General features: G+C 49.1%; 22 protein-coding genes and 1 riboswitch. Of the genes, 7 read left to right on the top strand and 15 right to left on the bottom strand.

Going from position 1 to position 22,034, the window contains the following annotated elements; all coding sequences use genetic code 11:
- Positions 1-126: 126 nt before the first annotated feature.
- Together ACFOGI_RS06080 and ACFOGI_RS06075 are read left to right on the top strand one after the other, a co-directional pair.
- The gene (locus ACFOGI_RS06080; protein ID WP_390269989.1) at positions 127-669 is read left to right on the top strand and encodes a helix-turn-helix domain-containing protein; all 543 of its coding nucleotides are present in this window, start codon (positions 127-129) and stop codon (positions 667-669) included.
- Between the two features lie 66 nt (positions 670-735).
- On the top strand, positions 736-918 hold the full coding sequence (locus tag ACFOGI_RS06075; protein ID WP_390269986.1) for a hypothetical protein: 183 nt from the start codon (positions 736-738) through the stop codon (positions 916-918).
- Between the two features lie 51 nt (positions 919-969).
- On the opposite strand, the gene ACFOGI_RS06070 is transcribed toward ACFOGI_RS06075, so the two are convergent.
- Complete coding sequence (locus ACFOGI_RS06070) at positions 970-1,818, bottom strand: glycerophosphodiester phosphodiesterase (RefSeq protein WP_390269983.1); 849 nt, start codon at positions 1,816-1,818, stop codon at positions 970-972.
- Positions 1,819-2,029: 211 nt separating this feature from the next.
- Here ACFOGI_RS06070 and ACFOGI_RS06065 point away from each other — a divergent pair, with 211 nt between their 5' ends.
- Positions 2,030-2,482, top strand: coding sequence for a nucleoside deaminase (locus ACFOGI_RS06065; RefSeq protein ID WP_390269980.1), 453 nt, complete (start codon positions 2,030-2,032; stop codon positions 2,480-2,482).
- On the opposite strand, the gene ACFOGI_RS06060 is transcribed toward ACFOGI_RS06065, so the two are convergent.
- Positions 2,374-2,859 (bottom strand): hypothetical protein, encoded by a 486-nt coding sequence (locus tag ACFOGI_RS06060; RefSeq protein WP_390269977.1) that lies wholly within the window; start codon positions 2,857-2,859, stop codon positions 2,374-2,376. The genes ACFOGI_RS06065 and ACFOGI_RS06060 overlap by 109 nt on opposite strands.
- Positions 2,860-3,001: 142 nt before the next feature.
- On the opposite strand from ACFOGI_RS06060, the gene ACFOGI_RS06055 reads away from it, so the two are divergent.
- Entirely contained in the window at positions 3,002-3,391 is a 390-nt protein-coding gene (locus ACFOGI_RS06055) for a VOC family protein (RefSeq protein WP_390269974.1), read from the top strand.
- A gap of 196 nt (positions 3,392-3,587) precedes the next feature.
- The gene (locus ACFOGI_RS06050) at positions 3,588-4,580 is read left to right on the top strand and encodes a DUF3231 family protein (RefSeq protein ID WP_390269971.1); all 993 of its coding nucleotides are present in this window, start codon (positions 3,588-3,590) and stop codon (positions 4,578-4,580) included.
- Positions 4,581-4,729: 149 nt separating this feature from the next.
- Here the strand turns inward: ACFOGI_RS06050 and ACFOGI_RS06045 are convergent, their stop codons facing one another.
- The 5 genes from ACFOGI_RS06045 to ACFOGI_RS06025 all read right to left on the bottom strand — a co-directional run bounded on the left by ACFOGI_RS06045 (position 4,730) and on the right by ACFOGI_RS06025 (position 9,571).
- Positions 4,730-5,509 (bottom strand): energy-coupling factor transporter transmembrane component T family protein, encoded by a 780-nt coding sequence (locus ACFOGI_RS06045; RefSeq protein ID WP_390269969.1) that lies wholly within the window; start codon positions 5,507-5,509, stop codon positions 4,730-4,732.
- Complete coding sequence (locus ACFOGI_RS06040; RefSeq protein WP_390269966.1) at positions 5,493-7,055, bottom strand: ABC transporter ATP-binding protein; 1,563 nt, start codon at positions 7,053-7,055, stop codon at positions 5,493-5,495. Before ACFOGI_RS06040 ends, ACFOGI_RS06045 begins: the two co-directional genes overlap by 17 nt.
- A 16-nt stretch (positions 7,056-7,071) precedes the next feature.
- Positions 7,072-7,677, bottom strand: coding sequence for an ECF transporter S component (locus ACFOGI_RS06035; protein ID WP_390269964.1), 606 nt, complete (start codon positions 7,675-7,677; stop codon positions 7,072-7,074).
- A 12-nt stretch (positions 7,678-7,689) separates the two neighbouring features.
- Positions 7,690-8,283, bottom strand: a complete 594-nt coding sequence (locus ACFOGI_RS06030; RefSeq protein WP_390269961.1) for a YkoF family thiamine/hydroxymethylpyrimidine-binding protein — start codon at positions 8,281-8,283, stop codon at positions 7,690-7,692.
- A gap of 90 nt (positions 8,284-8,373) precedes the next feature.
- A riboswitch (TPP riboswitch) is annotated at positions 8,374-8,480 on the bottom strand.
- A gap of 212 nt (positions 8,481-8,692) precedes the next feature.
- The gene (locus tag ACFOGI_RS06025) at positions 8,693-9,571 is read right to left on the bottom strand and encodes a DMT family transporter (RefSeq protein WP_390269957.1); all 879 of its coding nucleotides are present in this window, start codon (positions 9,569-9,571) and stop codon (positions 8,693-8,695) included.
- A 433-nt stretch (positions 9,572-10,004) separates the two neighbouring features.
- On the opposite strand from ACFOGI_RS06025, the gene ACFOGI_RS06020 reads away from it, so the two are divergent.
- On the top strand, positions 10,005-10,187 hold the full coding sequence (locus tag ACFOGI_RS06020) for a hypothetical protein (RefSeq protein ID WP_390269954.1): 183 nt from the start codon (positions 10,005-10,007) through the stop codon (positions 10,185-10,187).
- A 699-nt stretch (positions 10,188-10,886) separates the two neighbouring features.
- Here ACFOGI_RS06020 and ACFOGI_RS06015 read toward each other — a convergent pair.
- The 8 genes from ACFOGI_RS06015 to ACFOGI_RS05980 all read right to left on the bottom strand — a co-directional run bounded on the left by ACFOGI_RS06015 (position 10,887) and on the right by ACFOGI_RS05980 (position 20,773).
- Positions 10,887-11,417, bottom strand: a complete 531-nt coding sequence (locus ACFOGI_RS06015) for a Rid family hydrolase (RefSeq protein WP_390269951.1) — start codon at positions 11,415-11,417, stop codon at positions 10,887-10,889.
- 279 nt (positions 11,418-11,696) lie between these two features.
- Entirely contained in the window at positions 11,697-12,794 is a 1,098-nt protein-coding gene (locus ACFOGI_RS06010; protein WP_390269948.1) for an acetyl-CoA C-acyltransferase, read from the bottom strand.
- Positions 12,791-14,230 carry an AMP-binding protein gene (locus tag ACFOGI_RS06005; RefSeq protein ID WP_390269946.1) on the bottom strand — a complete coding sequence of 480 codons (1,440 nt, stop codon included), beginning with the start codon at positions 14,228-14,230 and terminating at the stop codon, positions 12,791-12,793. Before ACFOGI_RS06005 ends, ACFOGI_RS06010 begins: the two co-directional genes overlap by 4 nt.
- A complete protein-coding gene (locus tag ACFOGI_RS06000; RefSeq protein ID WP_390269943.1) occupies positions 14,227-14,793 on the bottom strand; it encodes a biotin transporter BioY in 567 nt (188 codons plus the stop codon). The genes ACFOGI_RS06005 and ACFOGI_RS06000 overlap by 4 nt, the downstream gene beginning before the upstream one ends.
- 337 nt (positions 14,794-15,130) lie before the next feature.
- Positions 15,131-16,414 carry a GntP family permease gene (locus ACFOGI_RS05995; protein WP_390269940.1) on the bottom strand — a complete coding sequence of 428 codons (1,284 nt, stop codon included), beginning with the start codon at positions 16,412-16,414 and terminating at the stop codon, positions 15,131-15,133.
- Positions 16,415-16,455: 41 nt separating this feature from the next.
- Positions 16,456-17,634, bottom strand: a complete 1,179-nt coding sequence (locus tag ACFOGI_RS05990) for an acetyl-CoA C-acetyltransferase (protein ID WP_390269937.1) — start codon at positions 17,632-17,634, stop codon at positions 16,456-16,458.
- Positions 17,635-18,283: 649 nt separating this feature from the next.
- Positions 18,284-19,060: a 3-hydroxybutyrate dehydrogenase gene (locus ACFOGI_RS05985; RefSeq protein ID WP_390269934.1), complete on the bottom strand. Its 777-nt coding sequence runs from the start codon at positions 19,058-19,060 to the stop codon at positions 18,284-18,286.
- Positions 19,061-19,381: 321 nt separating this feature from the next.
- Positions 19,382-20,773, bottom strand: a complete 1,392-nt coding sequence (locus tag ACFOGI_RS05980; protein ID WP_390269931.1) for a purine-cytosine permease family protein — start codon at positions 20,771-20,773, stop codon at positions 19,382-19,384.
- A 334-nt stretch (positions 20,774-21,107) separates the two neighbouring features.
- Here ACFOGI_RS05980 and ACFOGI_RS05975 point away from each other — a divergent pair, with 334 nt between their 5' ends.
- Entirely contained in the window at positions 21,108-21,866 is a 759-nt protein-coding gene (locus ACFOGI_RS05975) for a sporulation protein (protein ID WP_390269928.1), read from the top strand.
- Positions 21,867-22,034: the final 168 nt, after the last annotated feature.

Below are 22,034 nucleotides of genomic sequence, written 5' to 3'. Positions count from 1 at the left end.
CTATAAATTGTCAACAATCTATTCAATTAACCATACTTCATCCTATAGAATATTAGATAACAAGATTCCCGGGGACCATGCTATAATGAACATTCAATTTGGTTGTCGGCACGAGGTGAACAACATATGCAGGAAGCGTTAGGAGCAAATATAAAACAGCTGCGGAAGAGGAAAAAGCTGACCTTGAAACAGATTTCCCAGCAGACAGGTTTGTCGATCAGTTTCCTGTCGCAATTGGAAAACGGAAAATCATCGGCTACGTTAGAGTCACTCAAGAAAATTTCCGATACACTCGGGGTGAATCCGAGCCACTTTTTCGATGAGCCGGAAAAAGATCCGGAAGAAGCGATTGCCCGTAACACATCCGATGTGGATGACTTGGGCGAGAATACATTCATTTACAGAGATCTTACTGGGAAGATGCAAAACCCGCTATTCACACCGATTCTTGTGGTATTGAATCCAGGTGATAATCAAGGCAACAATATCACGCACAGCGGGCAGGAATTCCTCTATGTATTGGAAGGGACACTGACAGTCATGATCAATCAGACGGAATACACCCTGGAACCGTACGACAGCATCTTTGTCGATTCCTCCAAGCCGCACTATTGGCTGAACCGGACAGAGGAGACGGTGAAATTCCTTTGTGTGTCTGCGGAAGGGTGAGCACTTTCCGTGTGATGGGCATGTTACCTTGCCTATGGAATCTATTAATTGCAGGGGGGATGGAAAATGATTATATCAGCAACTGTGGGAGCTTTACAGACGGGTGATATGATTTTTCAATTGGTATTGTTTTTACTGATGATGCTTGTAATAGTAGGCATTGTCCTTGTTGTGGTCCGTAGAAACCGCCGCATGAAAAGGGTGGAAGAAAAATTGGACAAGCTTCTGGAGGAAAAAGAGAAGCACTGACATGGAAAGCGCTCCGATTGACCTAAGGCTGCCGGAGCGCTTTCTATGTTTCTATTGATTTTTTACCGGATGATGATAAACATGCTCTGGATAGTCGGTCACAATGCCATCTACATTCAAATCGAATAGATGATAAGCCTGCTCCTGCGATCTGGAGGTATATGGATAGATCTCCAAGCCGGCAGTATGTACCATATCGACTAGTTCAGGTGTCACGATGTTCATATTCGGATTGAAATAATCGGCATAGGATGCAAATTCATTCAGTTCTTCCATGCTGACATCGGCCCAACTCATGCCAGCCAACACGGCATGCGGCAATTCTGGCAACAGTTCCTTGGACTTCTTCACCGACTCATGATTGAAGGATTGGATGACAATCTTGCCATTGGCTGTATGGTCCATGTTCCGTTCTTTCAGAGCTTCCGCAACCTTTTCTTCTATGCCCGGGTACAGCTCCGGTGCTTTCAGCTCTACCAGGATACCAGTTTTGCCGCGAAAAGCATCCAGCATCTCTTCAAAAGTCGGCACTTTTTCTCCACTAAATTCCTCACCGAACCAGCTTCCAGCATCCAGTTGACGGATTTCCTCCAAGGTATAGTCACTTACCTTCCCGGTGCCATCCGTGGTACGGTCGACTGTCGTATCATGGATCAGCACGAGTTCTCCGTCCTTGGTCATCTGCACATCGATTTCGACATAATCAGCCTTCATCTCCACTCCTTTGTGAAAAGCCGCCATCGTGTTCTCCGGCGCATGGGCGGACGCTCCACGGTGTGCAACATTGACGATCTGCTGCTGCTCCCTCATAGAGACCTCCCCTTTTGCGGCCATCACGGGCATAGCAAACATAGACATCGCCACACAAATGATAGAAAATACAATACCTGTTCGTTTCATAGGCTTCTGCACTCCTTTCTACTAGGTTCACCTCTATTATAAGGAGCCAGTATGAAGAAGACTTAAAGTGAAGTTAAAGAGACTGTAAGAAAAACAGCGGCATATGTCCCGGTTCATTCGTCCTGTACACTGGAAGAGCTGCATTGTTTTTGGCTGGGTCACCCGCTATATTCTATAATTGATGAAACAGATAATTGGAGGAGGAACAGAAATGGACCGATTTATGAGACGGGCGGTGGAGCTGGCTGCCAATAATGTAAAGGAGGGTGGTCAGCCATTTGGTGCCGTCCTCGTAAAAGACGGGGACATTTTCACAGAGGGTGTCAATGAATTGCATAAACATTACGACATCAGCGGCCATGCAGAAATGCTGGCATTACGGCGTGCACAACAACAACTGAAAACCAATGACTTGTCAGGGATGATCATGTATGCAAGCGGTGAACCATGCCCCATGTGCCTTTCTGCCATGTATTTCGCCGGGATTGAACAAATTATCTACTGCGCCTCTGTGGAGGATGCCTACGAAGCCGGCCTGGAAAAATCGAAGATCATCTATGAAGACCTGCAGAAGCCGAAAGAAGCAAGGAGCATTTCCATGAAACAAATGCCCTTGACCAACGAACAAGAGGACCCAATGAAGCTGTGGCAGGAGCGGAGGTGAGAGTGTATCGCGCTCCTGCCGATTTCCGCGGTGTCCGGCGGATATCCTCGCGCTTCCGCTGATTTCCTCGGTGTCCGGCGGATATCCCCACGCTCCTGCCGATTCCCGCGGTGTCCGGCAGATATCCTCGCGCTTCGGCTGATTTCCTCGGTGTCCGGCGGATATCCTCGCGCTCCTGCCGATTCCCGCGGTGTGCGGCGGATATCCTCGCGCTTCCGCTGATTTCCTCGGTGTCCGGCCGATATCCTGGCGCTCCTGCTGATTTCCGCGGTGTCCGGCGGATATCCTCGCGCTTCGGCTGATTTCCTCGGTGTCCGGCCGATATCCTGGTGCTCCTGCCGATTCCCGCGGTGTGCGGCGGATAATCCGTCCACCATCCCGTAAAAAAACGTCTTTTACCTGCTTCAGACAAAATTCTTGTGCTTTAATCTTCAACTATTCACTGAAAAGTCATTGTTAAATCCTACTTCTACTGTTAAGTTTAAGAAACAGGCATAAATTTGGAGGAGGAAGTCACGGATGAAAAGTGCAAATCCTTACTTATTCATCGAGAACTGCAGACAAGAAATGGATCACTATCAGAAAATATTGGGTGGAGAGATAAAAAATGTCCAATTTGCAGATGGAATCGCTATATTCAAAGGACATGAAGGAAAAGTGCTGCATGGGGAACTCCATCTCGGGGACAGTATCATCCATTTTTCGGATATATTTGAACCTGTTAGCAAGGGAGAGCATGTGAAAATCACCCTGGATTTCGATACGGAGGAAGAAATACGCAAGGTGTACAGTGCCCTGCTGGATGGCGGGCATGCTTCTCCTGCACTACAGTCGACCTTCTGGGGGGCATTACATGCCAATGTTACAGACAGGAACGGTGTCGGCTGGTTGCTGAATTTTCAGAAGTAACCCTGTATCCACGGTGGTGAAAGAACCAACAACATACGTTGACCCAAAACCCGGACGGTGATATACACCCCCGGGTTTTGTATTTATTTAAAGCAAGCGCTCTCCCTTACAGATGGCAGTCATACTTGACGCTGCATGATTTTCCCATGAATGGACATAATAGGAACTATCTATGATGAGTAAAGGTGGATATCAAATGGAAAATGAATATCATGTCAGGCTGTCCTCTGCAGAAATCGCTAATCTATGGACAACCTATCAGGGGGACACCATGTCCATCTGTGTCTTCAACTATTTTCTGAAGCATGTGGATGATGAGGAAGTGAAGCAATTAATGGCACATGCGCTCGATGTCTCGCAACAGCATGTGGAGATGATACGGAAAATCATGAAAGTCGAGGAAATCCATATTCCCCAAGGCTTCGGAGAACAGGATGTGAATCTCGGTGCAGGCCGTCTCTTCACGGATGTTTTCTATCTGCATTATATGAAGCAAATGGCGAAAGGCGGTCTGGAAACCTATTCCCGGCTGTTGCCGGATATCTATCGGAAGGACATCCGCTCCTTTTTCTCCAAGTGCCTCGCTACCACGATAGAACTACATGAGAAAGTGACCAAACTGATGCTGGATAAGGGCATCGCTGTCCGTCCCCCACATATACCGGAACCGAAAAAAGTGGAGTTTGTAGAAAAACAATCATTCATGCTGGAGGGACTAGGAAAAGGCCGGCCACTGACAGGTCTGGAAATCTCCAACCTTTACAAAAATGTAAAGACGAATGAATTGGGCTCGGCCTTGGCAACAGGCTTCAGCCAGGTGGTCGAATCGAAAAAATTGGCGAAGTACATCCTGCGGGGAAAAGAAATTGCCACCAAACATGTAAGGATATTCAGCGATTATCTTGGCAATGACTCCCTCCCTGTTCCGACTTCCATTGATGAGACCGTCACGGATTCAACAGAAGCCCCCTTTTCCGACAAACTGATTTCCTATCATTTCAACCTGATGACTTATTCTGGTATCGGCAACTACGGTTCCGCCATTGCTCAGAGCCAGCGAAGTGATCTGGCCATCGACTATTCCCGGCTCATGGCAGAGATCTTAAAGTACGGCGAAGATGGCTTAAACATCATGATCAACAATGGGTGGCTGGAAAAACCGCCGATGGCTGCCGAACGGAAAAGCTGACCGTGAAAGGGTAAACAATGCTTTCTTCGCTTACCGAACCACACAATTAGAATCGAGTTTTCCAATAGGTTAGCAGCCGAGCCTATCACATGGTATAGCCGCAAATCATAATCAAAGGCCGAAGGGGCATCCCTCCGGCCTTTTGCCTTTCAATAACGTTTTCCGAATATATTCAAATATTCAAGATGATACGACAACCAGAACACGGCAGCCAGCATGCCGATCATCAGTATGAAGAACATCCAGTCACGTTTACCGACGGTCATTTGATGATAATGCGTGCGATCAGGATCTCCGGTGAATCCCTTCGATTCCATCGCAATAGCTACACGTTCCGCCTTGCGGATGCCATTGGCCAAAAGAGGGATGGCATAACGGCGGAATTGGTTGATGCGGCCCTTTATGCCGCGAGCCCGTCCGATCCCCCGGATATGGTGGGCCTGTTTGAGCACTTGCAGTTCATGCCGGAAAATCGGCAGGAACCTGTAGCCGGCCAGGATGCCGAACGTGATTTTCGGGGGAAGCTTGCACTGTTGCATGAAGCTCAGCATCAGTTTGGTCGAATCGGTTGTCAGAATGAATAATAAGGAAAGGGCTCCGAAACAGAGAGAGCGGAGCGCGAGGCTGATTCCGGTCTGAATGCTGCCTGTGGTGATTTCCAGGTTCCACAAGGTGAATACCACTTCCCCATAAGAAAACGTCTGATTGGCGTACAACACCGTCATCCAGGCAAAGCCAAGGGCAACCAATACAAAGGGGCTGAATAGCTTCAGCCAGCGGAGCACAGGAATATCGGACATGGTAAAAGTAATGCCGAGAATAAAGACGAAATACAACAGCGGCGTGAACACATCAAACGTAAAACCAAGCAGAATACCAGGCAGCAGGACGGCGAATGCCTTGATGCTCGGATTAATGGACGAGATCATACCGTTCACCTACTCTCGATCTGTTTCTCAGCCTTGACGGCAGGGTCAACCTTGCCTCCTGCAGAAGACGGGTCTTCTCCCATAAGTCCTCCGGCTTTCCAGCAAAAGCCATTTCCCCATGCTGCAGTACAAACGCACGGTCTGCGGCATCGACGATATCCATGTCATGGGTCACGAACACGATGGCTGTACCCTTCCTCCGCAAATCCATGATATAGGTCATCAATTCAGCAGTAGTCGCTGCGTCCTGGCCGAATGTCGGCTCATCGAACAATAGGATGTCTGGTGTCTCATCGAGCACCGTTGCGACACTCAACCGTCGCTTCTGGCCGCCGCTCAATGAAAAAGGATTGCTGTGACGATGGCTTTTGAGGTGGAACTGTTCCATCCGTTCTGCTGCCGCTCTTTCCATTTCCTCCTCGGTACATCCATTCAGCTTCATTCCGAAGGTCAGCTCCTCATAGACCGTATCGGTAATGAACTGATGCTCTGGATTCTGAAAGACAAAGCCCAGCCGCCTGCGGAGCTCATTTTCCTCCCATTTCTCCAGTGAGCGGCCGGACATGGAAACATCTCCCCTCTTCGGTGTCAGGAGTCCTGCCATCAATTGAAGCAGGGTCGACTTTCCTGCCCCATTCTCACCGATGATTGCTACGAATTCTCCGCCATGGATGTCCATACTCACATCCTTCAGTATTTCCCGTCTCTTCCGGGAAAAAACAAGCCCGTTCACGGAAAGAATTTTTTCCTGTGAAGGGGATGATTCCGGAAGGAGGTCGCGCAAATCCTTTTGATGGGAATATTCTCTTGGCAGGAATACACCAATCTGTTCGAGCAGCTGTTTCTGATTGGTGAAAAGCTGATCAGGTCCATTATCGGCAATCAACTGCCCACCGTTGCCGATCACCAGCACACGGTCCAGCAATTCAAGCCAGTCATCGGCTTGGTGTTCAATGATCAGTACCGACATCCCCCGTTCCTTTTGAATGCTTTCCACCAGTTCTACGAATTCCTGGCTTGAGACCGGATCCAGATTGGCGGTCGGTTCATCAAGAATCAGCATTTCCGGCTCCAGTAAGAGTACGGCCGCTAGTGCAACCTTTTGTTTTTGCCCGCCGGACAGCTCATGAATTTTGTTTTTCTCATAGCCTTCCATGCCGACTGCTTGAAGAATGGCAGGTATCCGCTCTTTCATCTCTGAACGAGGGATTTTCCGGTTTTCCAAAGTGAAGGCCAACTCATCCTCCACGGTTATCATGCAAAACTGGCTTTCCGGATCTTGGAAGACGATGCCGATCTCCTGATTCAGCTCTCCCTTCTCAAACTCGCGGATGTTTTTCCCGTGAAAAAAGATATCCCCGGAGGCAACTCCTTCTACTGCATCAGGATAAAGCCCATTCAGACAAAGGGCGAGGCTGCTCTTCCCGGCACCGCTCGCCCCCATCAGAAGTGTCACCTCATTTGGATAAAGGTTGAAGGTTAGCTGGTCAAACAAGGGCTGCCCATCCTCCTCATAGGAAAAGGAGTAATCACGCACTTCGATCATCGGTCTCCCTCTTCCCTTATGCCACTCCATATTTCCGCTTCCTTTGCAATTCCTTCCCTAAAGCATAGCCTCGCAGGACCCCGGTTTTGGCCAGCTGGTCACTGAGCCACTTGCCAAGTACACCTGCAAGCAGCGCACCGCTGATCATCCTTACAATCAGTGTAGAAACAATCAGCCATGGTGCGAGAGCAATATTACCGGCAGAAAACAGGTTCCAGACAAAGCTGAAAATGGCGGCGGAAACTCCCGACAGCACCAATATACGCAGGCGATAATCCTTCCATTTCGTTGCCGCAAATGCAGCTTCTGCACCCAAACCTTGGATGGCGGCAGCAAGAATCAAACCGGGACCTGCTGCAGAACCGAGCAGGACCTCGACAACACCGGCAATCACCTCTGCCGTAAAAGCGACGCCAGGCTTGCGCAGGATATAGGCTGCCATGATCGACACAATGAACCAGATGCCGAAGATGATCTCGTAGCCGAACGGTGCCAATCCAAACGGAACCAGCACATTTCGGATCCCCTGCCCGACAAGGAAAAAAGCCAAATAGATGACACCGAAAACAACACCCAATACGGACATCAGGACAATTTCTTTCAATTTCCAATGCTTGGTCATATTTTCAACTCCTTATGCTTGATTTGATGGGCTGTTCGCTGAAATCGCAAACGTCATGGTCACATGGGAGACCTTTTCCTGCACGCTGTCAAAAGACTGATGCAGCGCCTGGAAAATATCCTTCACATCACCGTCCAGACGGGTGGCGTAATGGGCATGGCTGACTTCTACGTTGCGGTGTTTGGATAGATCGATCTGTTTATAGATTGCGTCCATATAATCCTCTCTGCCCATTGGATATAGGGAAAACTTGCACCCTGCCTGTTGGGAGATCTGTTGTGATTTTTCCTCATTCAATGGCTCATCCGCTTCATCCATATAAGCATCGGCTTCCGTGTCTCCTGGACAGCCGATGGAGAATGTCCCATTCATTGCCACATGGTCCCCTGTTTTAGCTGCATGCAAGAAGATCGCCTTGGTCACATCGAATACATGTGTCATCTTGCCGCGTACACAGGTGCTCACGTCATCGGTATCCTTCCATACCTTCGATGTATCCACCTCTTCCAACGCCCCGAGAATGATATCGACGAATTTGTCGCTCATCGGATACAGGGTGAATTGACACCCCGCGATTCTGCTTGTCCCACAACTTTTATTGCTCATGTTTTTTCCTCCTTTTTTTGGATATGTACAAAAAAACTGCACTCCCGCGGGAATGCAGTTTGCACGTATCGATTCATCATCTCATGTATCATACAGTGAACTGCACTTCCCCACGCTGGTATTATCCAGATCGGGTTCCAAGGGTCAGACATGTATCCTCTCAGCCGCCTTTTCGGACAGCTCCCCTAGTGCTTGTTGTCGGTTATGCAGTTTTCATGTGTCTTTATGGTATACAATCTTTCGAATTTTGTAAAGGGGATTTAGAATGGAAAAAAATACAGCTTGTTGCATACTGCTGGAGTGTCTGCGAATACTGATCCTGCCCAAACAGCAGAAAACGCCCACGGCTTTACGCCGAGGGCACTTTCTTTTTTAAGTGGCTTTGCATGTTGGACTTCGGGTATAGGATTTAGGAACTCCGAGCGTGGCTGTCTCCGACCCGGGGGTGTTTCCATCTGACGGTAGCAATGATGATTCCTGTAATGATCATCGCGGAGCCTGCCAGAATCCCTATTGTCATGGTTTCCCCTAATAGAATACTGCTGAACAGGAGGCCGAAAATCGGAACAAGAAGTGTTGATATGGTCGCGCTCACCATATCCAGCCTGCTCATGATGATGAACCAGACGGTGAAACATAGGGCTGATGCGAGAACCCCGGAGAACAGAATATAATAGATGAGGTCAAGGTTCCAACTCACCGGTTCGCCCGATTCTGTAAAAACTGTCACCAGGATGATAGCGATGGCCCCGAACAGCATTTGATAAGCGGACGACTGGATTTTTGGCAGATCCTGCACGTGCAGGCGGAAATATGTATTCGATACCGCCCAAGAAAAAGCGCCAATAATGATCAAAACTTCACCGAAGATCACTTCAGCGGGCTGACCAATCCAGATGTCCCATCCTAAAATCGTCAGCAGTCCGATCATGCCGATAGCCAAACCGATTGATTTGGCTGGTGTCAGTTTTTCATGGAGGAACCTCACTGCCAACAGGCTGCTGAACATCGGCATGGAATATAGCAGAACCGACGACTTTCCGGCATCGACAAACATGAGGCCGTACATGACCAGCAGGAAAACGATAGCCGTCTGCAGGATCCCGACGATGATGAGATGCTTCCAATATTCTTTCGGCGGCAGGCCGATTTTCATGATCCAGACGACGAGCAACAGAGTGACCGCACCTGTCCCGAAACGGAAAGAGGAAAACATGAAAGGACCCATGTATTCGAGGGCTGCCTTCATCACTACCCAGGCATAGCCCCATAATAACGTGATAAGCAATACAAGCAGCCAGACAGCCGCTTTATGTTCGGTGATCCATTTCTTTCATTTCATCAACACGGACCCTCCCTTTCTTCAAGCAATTTACCATTTATCATAGCAGTTCCTATGAGAGTAGCCAATGGAACCATTCTGTCCATTGGCAACGACAAGCCGACGGCAGCAATCTTGAGCCTCTATTATTACAAATAGATTACAAAACCTATTAACTTTCTAAAAATGATTAACAACCGCTTTACAGAATCTAAGTCATTTCGACAAAAACTATTATTATTCTCTCTTTCCATTCTACAAAAGCCGAGTGATTCCAGAGATTTCTCAAGCTAATTTTATATTTACATTACACTTCTGTTAAATCTCTCTTCTCCCTCCCCTTTTATGAGATAATACTTGTACAGCTAGGTGTGGCTGAACCAGGAAGGGAGTTAATGCTATGTTTATTCTTGTAAGAAGGATAAATGGTGCTACTGAAATTCTGACGAAATCCAACAGCGACTTGGCTAAGACATTCCCTGACTCCCAGTCGGCAGAATCGTTTGCCCAGAAACTGAATTCCAGTATCCAGCCGAATAAGCAATGGAAAGTAGAGGCTGCCAAGGAAGCGGTAACGGAATAATAACGGATGAATATAAGAAATGAGACCCCTCTCCGTGATGAATGGAAAGGGGTTTTTGAGTGGAATGGTTTTTAGCAGATATTTATAAAGTGAATTTTTCCGAGCATCGGTTGCTAATCTATACCACCGCTACGCCAACATACTTCGCTTTCCGTGGGCACGGCCTCAGTCTCCTCAGAAGAAATGCACTTCTTCCGGGGCCTTCAGACTCGTGCTGTTCCCACTGGAGTCTACGTATTTTGTCTCCGCTGGATTATATTTACTGGTTCTAGTGAGCGATTCACCATATATTCTCTTGCTAGGAAAAAGACTTAATGCTAGATAAAAAGGTTGTAACCACTACAACCAGCGGAGGAAATCCATGGAGACTCCCTCAGGAAAAGTGGCCAACGTGAGATCCTGGAGAACGATAGTTCGAGGAAGCTCACGGGTCACCCGTGGAAAGCGTAGTGGAATTTCCGCAGCGGTGTGGGATGCACACACAAGGCTTGGTAGGCAGTTCTAAAGGATTCATTTGAACTCAATGACGATGCGAGGAGACTTACGAGGCTCCCACGGAAAGCGCAGTGGAATTTCCGCAGCGGTGCAGAAGGCTCACGCAAGGCTTACTATGCTACTAGTATGAAGTACGCATTTAGCGTCCAGCATCTCCACCTACTCAAAGAAAGCCGCAGCATGACACTGCGGCAGCACTAGGGTTTAGGAGGAGGAGGAAATGACCGCCTCGATCTCGATCAGCCATTCCGGGTCGATGAGACGATCCACGCCGACGACTGTGTGGGTTGGACTCAGCTCCTTTTCTTCCGCATCAAAGAATTCCTCATAGGCAGCGAAAAACCCGTCAAAATCAGGCTCTCCTCCATTATTGGAGTCGGAAACGATATAGACACGGAGGTGGGTCACATCCGATAAAGAAAGGTCCCTTTCTTCCAGTTGGGCTTCCAGATTTTCAAAAATGCCTTTGGCCTGTGTCTCTGTATCTCCATACCTTTCATACGTGTTTTCACCATCTCCAACCATCAACGGAGGAGCTATCGTACTGAACCTCAGTTGATCATTCTTTTCCGGCAGCTCTACAGGATTGGAAATCACGGGAGAGGACAGTTCCATGAAATCCACCTCTCCAGAAGTGAAGCCTTCCTTCTCCTTGCCGGCATAGGTGAAGGAACCAACAAGCATAAACAAAGCGGACCCATATAGAAAAATAGCGGCCATGTATTTCTTTTTCATCCAATGATCATCTCCTTTGTTCCCATGTGGACCTCCTTCTCCAGTAAGCCATTCAGATTGGTTATTATTATTAATATAATTGAATATTCACAGAATATAAACCATTTCGACATACATTTTAACGAAATACAATGAAATTAGTGATTAAGCCTGTATCCTCTACGTTTTAATAGTTCCATCGCCTCAGAGATAGTAAAACAGCCCACTCAAGGGGCTGTTGGCTTTTTGTAGATATTTCTCAGATTAATGGACGGATGTTAATCAGATGACGGATCTATCCTACTTACTCATCACTTCCAATAACACGGAAATTCCGAGCCCGCCTCCGATGCCAATGGCGGACAGACAATATTTGGCCCTATGGGGCTGGGCTTCATGAAACAGCCGCGTCAGCAATATGGCACCTGATGCACCATAGGGATGGCCGAACGCAATAGCGCCGCCTCCCACATTCATTTTCTCATAGGGAATGGAGAGTTCTCGTGAAAACAGCACCGGCTTTACGGCGAATGCTTCGTTCAATTCGACCAAGTCGATGTCTGTAGGATTTAATCCTTCCTTTTCCAACAATCGTGAGGTAGCCTCTATAGCACCGATCACCGGATAATTGGGATCAACTCCAGCCACTGCGCTGTTCTTGAACCGAAGAACCGGCTCATACCCAAGTTGATCGGCTTTTTCCTCGGACATGATCAAGACAGCTGCTGCTCCATCATTGATACCGCAGCAATTCCCCATAGTTACCGTCCCATTTGCCGTGAAGCAAGGAGAAAGCCGCGCAAGCATCCGTTCATAATCTAGTCTCGGATGAATGCTTTCATCTTTCATCGGAATTCCCGGCAGTGATACAAGCTCTTCCATAAAACAGCCCTTTTTCAAGGAATCAACGGCCCGCCGGTAGCTGAGCAATGCATAGTCATCCTGCATCTCTTTGGTGATTCCGTATCTTTCGGCTATCCGATCAGCAGCCCACCCCATATCCGGATCACCGATGGATTCGGGAGAGAAGCGAGCCCGTTTCTTATATGGTGACTGGCTGCTGCTTTCCACACCACCGGCAATAAAGATTTCTCCTGCACCACCTTGGATGAGATGACATGCCAGCCGGATGGCTTCCAAGCCTGACCCACATTGCCGGTCGATTGTCAGGCCGGGAACGGAGGTAGGCTGCCCGCTCTCAAGGGCAGATAACCTTGCAACATTCCCACCTGGACCGACTGCATTGCCAAACAGGATGTCATCCACGGGTTGATCCAGCCCCTGAACCAGCTCTTGGATCACCGATGCGGCAAGTGTCTCAGGCGGCAGGGCTTTGAGCATTCCATTCTGTTTACCGATGGGTGTCCGTTTCGCTTGGACAATCACTGCTCTCTTCATGAAGTAATCTCAGTCTCCAGCCAGTTTCTGGCCTCCCGGCGTGAAACCTTTCCACCGGTGGTATGAGGCAGCTGTTCCATCTTCCTCCATACTCTTGGGATTTTATAGGTGGACAGGTGTTTCAGACAATGGGCTTTCAGTTCACGAATACTTATATTGCCCTGATAGACAGCGGCTACTTTCTCTCCCCAATACTTATCCTTCACACCGAATACAACAGCTTCCTCGACACCAGGGATTTTTTTCAACACCTGTTCAATTTCTTGAGGATAAATGTTCATGCCGCCATATAAAATCATTTCATTCTTTCTGCCCACTATGTAAACAAACCCGTCTTCATCCTGTCTGGCAATGTCATGGACGGTTGCCCATTCACCGGCAAACACTTCGGCGGTTGCCTCTTCATTATCCATATAGCCATCGAAAATCATCCGGCTCCGGGCATATAGTACACCTTCTTCTCCCGGTTCCGCCTCTTCTCCATCTTCACGGCGGATCGTCACTTCTACATTGTGAAAAGGCCTGCCGACCGAATCACCATGTTCCGCTTGCTCCTCATCCTTCAAATAAGTGATATAGCTCAGCTCGGAGGAACCATAGAACTCATAGAAGGACGCATAAGGGAACCTCCGCCGCATCTCCTGTTTCAAGGAGGGAAGCCATTTGGCACCAGTTGAAATGAATGTACAATCCTCCTTCCCCTTGTACCCTGCATCCACCAAGGCTTGCAGCATGGTGGGCACCACATAGACATGGGTAATCGGCTCTGCTTGGATGGACTGTATCATCTGCGAAGGAGAGAACTTTTTCAATAGATGAACCGTCCCTCCGAGATACAAGGTACTGATCGCCCCATAGAGGAAGGTAGAATTTACAAACGAACCTGGAATCAGAACATGATTTTCCCGAGTCATACCGAGATCCACTTGATTGCATCGGAAAGTTTCCACCCAGGATGCATGAGAACGGACGAATGTTTTAGGCTCTCCTGTCGACCCTGAGGTGAAGCCGATATAAAACGACGGATTTCCTTCTGTAAGCTTGCTATAGGTCCCTTTCATCCATTTCTGTAATTCCTCCACTGCCAGGAACTTCTGATCAGTAAAGAGATGTTCCATGCTAGCAGCAGCAATAACCAGGTCAGGTTCCGACTGCCTCAGACGGTCCCTTATTTCCCGTTCTTTCCAGCGTATATCGCAAACAATACTTGCCCAGCCGGCAGCACTTGCTCCCGCAAAAACTTGTAAAAATTCCAGGCCATTGGGGAGAAAAATCGCCACCCGGTGATGGGTGGCATTCTCCTGTTGGAAGACTGCGGCCGCCCGCTGTACAAGCATATGCCACTCATGGTAGGAAATAACTTCCTTCCCGATGATGAGTGCGGGCTTATCCGGACAGCTTATCGCATGTGTCTGATAGTTCTCTGTTATATTCATCTCGCTGCCTGTGCCTCCCTTTTGAAAGGCACTACATGATATAGCCGCACGGCAATCAGCGATGCCATCACGACTTTCAATAGATCGCCCGGTAAGAATGCCAGACTGAGGACTGCTGCTTCACTGAGAGCAATTTGCATCATCCAGGCCTGTACCGGCACACCAAATAGATAAATGATGAGCACACCGCCGAGGACGTTAGCCGCAATCATCTTCATTGTGGACACGTTTTTCATGCGCTGGCAAAGCAAAGCGATGACAAATGCGCCTACTACCCAGCCGATAAAGTAGCCTGCTGATGGCGTGAAAAATACTCCCAATCCCCCACGCCCGCCGGAAAGCAATGGAGCTCCAGCCGCTACCAGCAAGAGGAAAAGTATTTGACTGAGCGCCGCGTACCTTGCTCCCAAATGCGCCCCCAGCACACTGCCCGCCAACATAACCCCAAGCGTCTGCATGGTAATCGGCACTGGCGAGAATCCCAGTGGGATGGGCGGCAGGATACCCAGTGCACCCATAATTGCCGCAAACATAGATACATAGATTAAATGGTTCAGCTTCATACTAATGTCAACCTCCGTTATGTATGGGTTAACGTCATTATAGGTGGATGTTCTTGATTTGTAAATGGGTTTGTATAAATTTTCTGTTAAATGGTGGGGGCGAGTGCGAGGTGGCCGGGCCCGAGTGCGGGGCTGTGCCGCCCGAGTGTGAGGTGGCCGGGCCCGAGTGCGGGGCGTGGGGACCGAGTGGGAAGCTGTGAGGACCGAGTGGGAAGCTGTGAGGACCGAGTGGGAAGCTGTGAGGACCGAGTGGGGGGCTGTGCCGCCCGTATGAGAGGTGTCAGAGCCCAAGTGAAAAGCCGCTGCCCCATTGATGCGGGACAGCGGCTTCCTGAGATTAATAGATCCCCATCGAAGCGATCAATATAGCAACTGCTACTGATACGACTGGAATCGCTACAGCTACAATAAAGATATCTTTATAGCTGTCTTTGTGGGTCATGCCTGTGATGGTAAGAAGTGTAAGCACGGCACCGTTATGCGGCAGGGCATCGAGACCACCGGAGGACAGGGAGGCTACCCGGTGGAATGCCTCCGGGTCAATGCCTGTCTGTTGGGCAATCTCGTAATAGCGTGAGCCGAGGGCTTCCAGGGCGATGCCCATCCCGCCGGACGCAGAACCGGTTGCACCGGCGAGCAAATTCACGGCTACTGCTTCGGATATGAGCGGGTTGCCTCTAATGCCCATCAAGATCTCGGTGAGCCGGTCAAATCCGGGCACGGACTGAACGACGGTACCGAAGCCGACCGCTGCACTTGTGTTGATGATGGCTGTAACCGACCCGGTCGCACCGTTGTTGATCGCTTGGACGAAGCGCTTGAATTTTGCCAGGTTCAACAAGAGAATCAGCACAATCCCTGACAGCAGTGCCACTACAATATCCCAGCCTAATAGATTCAGTGTAAGGAGCACAGTCAATAGCGGTAGAATCGACAGCAGGAAATTCGGGGTATCCCCTTCCTCATTGACGATGTTCTTATTCTTCGGCTCGGTATAAGTTTCCCCGGCTGCAGCTAGCTTCTTTTCCCGCCAGCGCAGGTAGAAATAACCGCCGACCGCCATCACGATTGTCGCAGCAATACCCATCACTGGGGCTGCCATTGCATTGGTGGGAAAATACTCGGTCGGGATGAGGTTCTGGATTTGTGGTGTCCCTGGTACCGCCGTCATCGTGAACGTGAAGGCTCCGAGTGCGACGGTTCCCGGGATGAGACGCCGGCTGATATTGGCCTCTCTAAACAAGGTAAGTGCCAACGGATAGACCGCGAACACGACAACAAACAGACTGACCCCACCATAGGTCAGAACGGCCGCAGATGAGAGGACACCTAGGATGGCTCGCTTTGTGCCGATCACCTTGGTCAAGGCGACCGCCACTGAACGGGCCATCCCGGTATCCTCCATCAATTTCCCAAAGATCGCCCCGAGCATGAAGACGGGGAACCAGCTTTTGGCAAAGTCGACGAAGCCACTCATGTAAGTATCCGTATATGCTTCCAATAAATCAAGACCACCGGTGAGCGCGACTACACCGGCAGCAATAGGCGCCACCCAGAGGATGGACCAGTCCAAATAGGCCAGCACCATCAATACGATGAGCCCGAGAATTATGCCGAACATGAAACATCCTCCTCAAAGTCTTAGCTTTTTCTTTGGATCGATCAGACCATCTCGACAACCATGGCAATGCCCTGGCCGCCGCCGATACAAAGGGAGGCAATGCCATACCGCTGATTCCGCCGCTTCAATTCGCGGATGAGGGAATAAAGGACACGTGTCCCGCTTGCGCCGACTGGATGCCCAAGCGCAATAGCACCGCCATTGACATTGACTTTGTCACGATTCAGGCCCAATTCCTTTTCCACGGCAATATACTGGGAAGCGAAGGCTTCATTTACTTCCACAAGATCTATGTCATCAAGAGCGAGGCCGGCTTTTTCCAAGGCTGTTCTGATGGCTGGTGCCGGGCCAATGCCCATGTAGGCAGGGTCGACCCCCTGGATGCCGTATGAGACGATCTTCGCCAAGGGCTGCAGTCCCTTCTCCTGGACAAAGCTTTCTCCAGCGACAACAACAGCTCCCGCACCATCATTAATCCCGCTCGCGTTGCCGCCGGTGACACTTCCGTCTTTTTTGAAGGATGGCTTCAAGCCTGCCAGCTTCTCGGCGGTCGTGCCCTCACGGATATGTTCGTCTGTGTCGACGTTCACCGTACCCTTTCTGGACTTCACCTCGACCGGTACAATCTCCTCAGCAAATTTCCCTGCTTCTCTAGCAGCAGTTGCCCGCTGGTGGCTGAGTGCCGCGTATTCATCCTGTTCTTCCCGGGTAATGGCGAATTTTTCTGCCAGGTTTTCTGCGGTCATGCCCATGCCTGCACCGACATATTCATCGGTCAGCGTATCCCAGAGCATGTCTCCCATTTCTGGGGCTTTCATTTTCGTGCCAAACCGGGCGCCCCGGAGGACATGTGGGGCTTGGCTCATATTTTCCGCACCACCAGCTAGTGCTGCCCGGCCATCGCCCAGCATGATGGACTGGGCTGCTGAAACGACCGACTGCAGACCTGACCCGCATAAGCGGTTCACCGTCAAAGCGGGACTGGACTGGGGCACACCACTGTATAGGGCCACATGCCGCGACAGATATGGAGCATTTTTTGCCGACTGGATGACATTGCCCATCACCGTAAAGTCTATATCCTCCGGTTTCACCCCGCTGCGGCGCATCGCTTCCTTACTTGCTGTTGCTCCGAGATCTGTCGGCCCGACATCTTTCAGACTTCCTCCAAACGTTCCAAACGGTGTTCTAGCTCCTTCTAAAATATATACATTCTCCATACCTTCACCCCTCCATTTTTTTATGTCGATGGATATTGTCGTGTGTTGCTTGGTAAGCGTTTTGTGTGCCTCTCATACCGCTGCGGAGATTCCACTTCGCTTTCCGCGGGGGACCCGTGAGCTTCGTCTACGGTCATTCAGAGCAAATAATCTTTTTCAGGTTGCACAATAAGCCTTGCGTGTGCTGCTCACACCGCTGTGTAAATTCCACTACGCTTTCCACGGGTGACCCGTGAGCCTCCTCGAACTGACGTTCTCCGGGGTCTCACTCCGGTCACGGTTCCCGCAGGAGTCTCCGTGGATTTCCTCCGCTAGTTGTGGTGGTGCGATTTCATCAAACAATTATTACTGTAGGAGGAATAAACAATCGGTCTCTCTCCCTTACGAACCATATTATAACTGAAATTGATAAAACGTTGATGTTACGAACTATAACCACTAAAAATCAGAGAAACTCAACCAGCGGTGGCAGAATGCGTAGACTCCTGTGGGCGCAGCACGAGTCCGAAGGCCCCACAGGAAGCGTTCGTTGCTTCCGAGGAGACTGAGGCCGTGCCCACGGAAAGCGAAGCGTTCTGCCGCAGCGATGGCATTCCCAATCATTACATCACCGTTCATTACACAGGACATTCTAGTGTAGAATACTGCGTTACTGGGCCGTGTAACCGCCGTCCAGGACAACAGCTTGTCCGGTCACACCTTTTGCCTTGTCACTTGCGAGAAACACTACATAATCCGCGACCTCCTGTACCTCCAGGAGGCGTTTCTGCGGGACCAAGGGATACAGGACCTCTTCCAGCACCTTCTCGACCGGTACACCCCGGTTCTTCGCCAGATCCTCAAACTGGCCGCGGACGAGCGGTGTATCGACATACCCCGGACACATCGCATTCACCGTAATCCCGTCCTCTGCACCCTCAAGGGCAGCCACCTTGGTCAAGCCGATCAGGCCGTGTTTCGCGCTATTATAGGCAGCTTTTCCGGCGAAACCGATCAGGCCATTGATCGAAGCCATATTGATGATCCGCCCGCTCCCCTGCTTTTTCATGATCGGAAATACATGCTTGGTCGCCATGAATGGAGCGACTTGCATGACCTTGATGATCTGCTCGTACTTCTCCGTTGGGAAATCTTCCAGCGCGGCCACATGCTGCAGTCCCGCATTGTTTACCAGAACATCAAGCCTACCATAGGTTTTCACAGTTTGGTCGATGGTCTGTTTCAATTCCTGTTCCTTGGTCACATCGCAAGTCAGGCCGATACAGTCAAAGCCCTCCTGCTTCAAATTCTCGGCAGCTTCCTTCACTTTCTCTCCATTCATATCGGACAGGGCCACCTTTGCCCCATCCCCGGCAAACTCTTTGGCAATTTCCAAACCGATTCCGCTTGCTGCGCCGGTGATGTATACAACTTTGTCCTCTACCATTTCTTATTCCATCTCCCTTCTTGATATGCCTTACTCATTATCTGCTAATCTGTCGATCTTTGTATTTTTGCTTCGGCCGCCCGATATCATCGCACAGACCGATATCTTCTATTTTAAGTATACTATTGCGTCGGGGGCCATAGGAACTGTTTTGTTCCATCCTGTCCATCTAAAAAAACCTTCATCCATTCCAGATGAAGGTTTTCCACATCGTGACACTAAATATCCTACCTCCTTTGCAGGAAATGGATAAAATACCCACATTCCCTGGGAAGCTTTTCCGTAAAAAAACCTGCCCCTTCCATAGGGGCAGGTCGTTCATTAGGCGATATAATCTTCTGTTTCTATATCTTTCGCATCTTGTTTGATATAATACTTCCCTTTTGTAGCAATGGCCAGACCAACCGTCAGGAGTGCAGCTAAGATGGCGGCGAAGAACGCGGCAGTACTTTGCAGGAATTCGCCCATCAGCCCTACTGCTGCAATTGTTCCTAGACTGCTTGCGATCAGCAGGGAAGCGACCCCGACCGGATTCCACTTGAACAGGTTATCCTGTCTGGCTTCATAGTATCTTGGTCCGATTTTCAACATTTTCTTAACGATTACTGCATCAGCAACCAGAATGGCTGCCCATGTCATGAGGAACACCCCTTGGAATGTCATGACCAATTCCAGGTGATTGACAATTCCTCCCAGCATGAGAATCATTGCAGAGACGCCTGTAATCACTACCCAGAAGCGACGTCCTGGGACAAATTTAAAGACATTTTCAAAGAAAGTGGACAGTGACAAGGAGCCGCTGTAGATATTGGTGATATTAATCCGGATTTGGGTAAGCATGGTGAACAGCGCACCCCAGATGCCTAGAAGCATGACGATGTACACACCAGGATTCGGTTCTCCCAGACGTACACCAAACCAGATGCCTAGTCCGCCCATCACACCGAAACAGAAAATCTGTGGAATGAATCCGATGGCGAAAATGCCAATTTTCATATCTTTCGGTTTCAGAAAACGGGCATAGTCAGATGCAAGCAATGGGGTAAGCCCCATGATTCCATGCTGCATTCCAATACACAGAAGCAATGCAGTTCCACCTACTTGTACTCCTTCCGGCATATAGGACCAGAAGCTTCCTTCATATACTGAAGGTGTCATTGCTGCCATGACGATAGCGGCAACCAAAAATACGAAAAACAGTGGCAGCGACCATTTCTGCAGTTTATCCAATTGTTTGATCCCGAACCAGTTGAGGGGGATGACTGCTGTACCAAAGATGATGATCAGCACCCATTCCGGGATGGCAGGAAAGAATTCATGTACGGCAGCAACAAGGATCATTCCCTCGAGCGCACAATACATAATGAAATTTGTAGCATAGATGAAGGAGGTCAAAGATGCACCAATATATCCGAAGCCGCCGCCCCTGGATAATAGATTGACGTTCATCCCTGATTTTGCGGAAAGATATGCAATGAATGTTCCTAGTATTCCGGCAACGATGATGGCATAAATAGCTGATATGATAGCATTAACCGCTCCAAATTGAAGTGCCATGACACTACCCATTTGAAAATAGAAAATAGCTGTAGCAATACCGAAAGTGATATTGGTAATACTCAGCCACCCCATATTCCTTTTGTCACGGGGCACTCGATCCAATGAGTAGTCATCGCCCGTGTTTGCCTGATTTGCAGACTGAACAGATCCCATAATTATCAACTTCCTTTCTATTATGTTTTCAACAGGCTGCCGACAGCTTAACAGCTGATTTTTTCGAACTGCTTTCTAATATATCAATTTCATCATGAAACCTACAACCGCCAAAAACGTACACAAATCGCCAAAATAAGGTGAATGTACGGGTTTAACTCAGTTTAACTGCATATAACATAGGGATAAGGTGCTGTTTGCTCAATAAAACGCTTTCTTTAGGCACAATGTCATGCCTTATATAGGTATGTGGTGCTTCCAACAGGTCTCTAATATATTGAAACCAATTTTGCCCAACCATCGTATATAATGGGAGATATAGGGAGGGAAAAAGATGTTCAAAAAAATCTTGGCAAGTGTGGGGATAGGGAATGCGAAGGTAGATACGCAGCTGGAACATACCGAGCTGGTGCCCGGCGGCCCTGTGCGGGGGAAAATCATCGTACAAGGTGGAAATACTGAACAACATGTGGAAAAGATCCAATTATTCCTCATGACCGAAGTGGTGCAGGAAAAGGATGGACGCAGCTACCATGAAGATATGGTCCTTGATTTCTTCGTGATCGGCAGCTCGTTCACGATCGGGGAAGGCGACTGGAAAGAAATCGATTTTCATTTCACGCTTCCGATACATACGCCCCCTACAATGGGCAAAACAAAGGTATGGATCCAGACAGGGATGGATGTGCCTAATGCAATCGATCCGACAGATCGTGACTTCATTAAAATTAGCCCACATCCGTATATGGAGACGGCCCTGCTTGCGGTGACGGATCATTTAGGGTTCGGCCTGCGGGAAGTGGAGATGGAGTATTCTCGCAGATACCGTTATATCCAGGAATTTGAGTTTCTGCCAATGAACGAATTCCGGCAGGACCTGGATGAATTGGAGGCAATGTTCTTCGTCAAGCCGAATGGCCTGGACATCATTCTCCAGATAGACCGGCGTGCAAAAGGTCTTGGCGGATTATTTGCAGAGGCATTGGAAATCGACGAGAAATTTGTGCGGATAAGGTTCTCCTCAGCCGAGCTGGATAAAGGGCCAGCCTATATTGCAGATAGATTGAGAGAGACCATTGAACAATATTGTTAGGAATTGGCTCACCTATGAAAAGTAAGAAAGAGGATTTCGCGTCAATACTGCGCGAAATCCTCTTTGCTGCCAAAGTCACTTGATTTACCTGTCCATCAAGAAACCGTAGTAAGAAAGCCTGGTCGACAGGCTCTTTCATCGTTTCCACTTCATTCGGCGTGATGGACT

Source organism: Virgibacillus xinjiangensis, from assembly GCF_042643145.1.
Lineage (GTDB): Bacteria > Bacillota > Bacilli > Bacillales > Amphibacillaceae > Virgibacillus_O > Virgibacillus_O xinjiangensis.
This window is presented reverse-complemented; position numbering and strand designations above follow the sequence as displayed.

Coding starts and splice junctions, on each gene's coding strand:
- ACFOGI_RS06070 (WP_390269983.1), bottom strand. CDS start 1,818: ATGAAACGAACAGGTATTGTATTTTCTATCATTTGTGTGGCGATGTCT.
- ACFOGI_RS05995 (WP_390269940.1), bottom strand. CDS start 16,414: ATGTTCGGCATAATTCTCGGGCTCATCGTATTGATGGTGCTGGCCTAT.
- ACFOGI_RS06060 (WP_390269977.1), bottom strand. CDS start 2,859: ATGGTGGACGGATTATCCGCCGCACACCGCGGGAATCGGCAGGAGCAC.
- ACFOGI_RS06035 (WP_390269964.1), bottom strand. CDS start 7,677: ATGACCAAGCATTGGAAATTGAAAGAAATTGTCCTGATGTCCGTATTG.
- ACFOGI_RS05985 (WP_390269934.1), bottom strand. CDS start 19,060: ATGGTAGAGGACAAAGTTGTATACATCACCGGCGCAGCAAGCGGAATC.
- ACFOGI_RS06030 (WP_390269961.1), bottom strand. CDS start 8,283: ATGAGCAATAAAAGTTGTGGGACAAGCAGAATCGCGGGGTGTCAATTC.
- ACFOGI_RS06045 (WP_390269969.1), bottom strand. CDS start 5,509: ATGATCTCGTCCATTAATCCGAGCATCAAGGCATTCGCCGTCCTGCTG.
- ACFOGI_RS06020 (WP_390269954.1), top strand. CDS start 10,005: ATGTTTATTCTTGTAAGAAGGATAAATGGTGCTACTGAAATTCTGACG.
- ACFOGI_RS06055 (WP_390269974.1), top strand. CDS start 3,002: ATGAAAAGTGCAAATCCTTACTTATTCATCGAGAACTGCAGACAAGAA.
- ACFOGI_RS06065 (WP_390269980.1), top strand. CDS start 2,030: ATGGACCGATTTATGAGACGGGCGGTGGAGCTGGCTGCCAATAATGTA.
- ACFOGI_RS06080 (WP_390269989.1), top strand. CDS start 127: ATGCAGGAAGCGTTAGGAGCAAATATAAAACAGCTGCGGAAGAGGAAA.
- ACFOGI_RS06040 (WP_390269966.1), bottom strand. CDS start 7,055: ATGATCGAAGTGCGTGATTACTCCTTTTCCTATGAGGAGGATGGGCAG.
- ACFOGI_RS06050 (WP_390269971.1), top strand. CDS start 3,588: ATGGAAAATGAATATCATGTCAGGCTGTCCTCTGCAGAAATCGCTAAT.
- ACFOGI_RS05980 (WP_390269931.1), bottom strand. CDS start 20,773: ATGGGATCTGTTCAGTCTGCAAATCAGGCAAACACGGGCGATGACTAC.
- ACFOGI_RS05990 (WP_390269937.1), bottom strand. CDS start 17,634: ATGGAGAATGTATATATTTTAGAAGGAGCTAGAACACCGTTTGGAACG.
- ACFOGI_RS05975 (WP_390269928.1), top strand. CDS start 21,108: ATGTTCAAAAAAATCTTGGCAAGTGTGGGGATAGGGAATGCGAAGGTA.
- ACFOGI_RS06000 (WP_390269943.1), bottom strand. CDS start 14,793: ATGAAGCTGAACCATTTAATCTATGTATCTATGTTTGCGGCAATTATG.
- ACFOGI_RS06015 (WP_390269951.1), bottom strand. CDS start 11,417: ATGAAAAAGAAATACATGGCCGCTATTTTTCTATATGGGTCCGCTTTG.
- ACFOGI_RS06005 (WP_390269946.1), bottom strand. CDS start 14,230: ATGAATATAACAGAGAACTATCAGACACATGCGATAAGCTGTCCGGAT.
- ACFOGI_RS06075 (WP_390269986.1), top strand. CDS start 736: ATGATTATATCAGCAACTGTGGGAGCTTTACAGACGGGTGATATGATT.
- ACFOGI_RS06010 (WP_390269948.1), bottom strand. CDS start 12,794: ATGAAGAGAGCAGTGATTGTCCAAGCGAAACGGACACCCATCGGTAAA.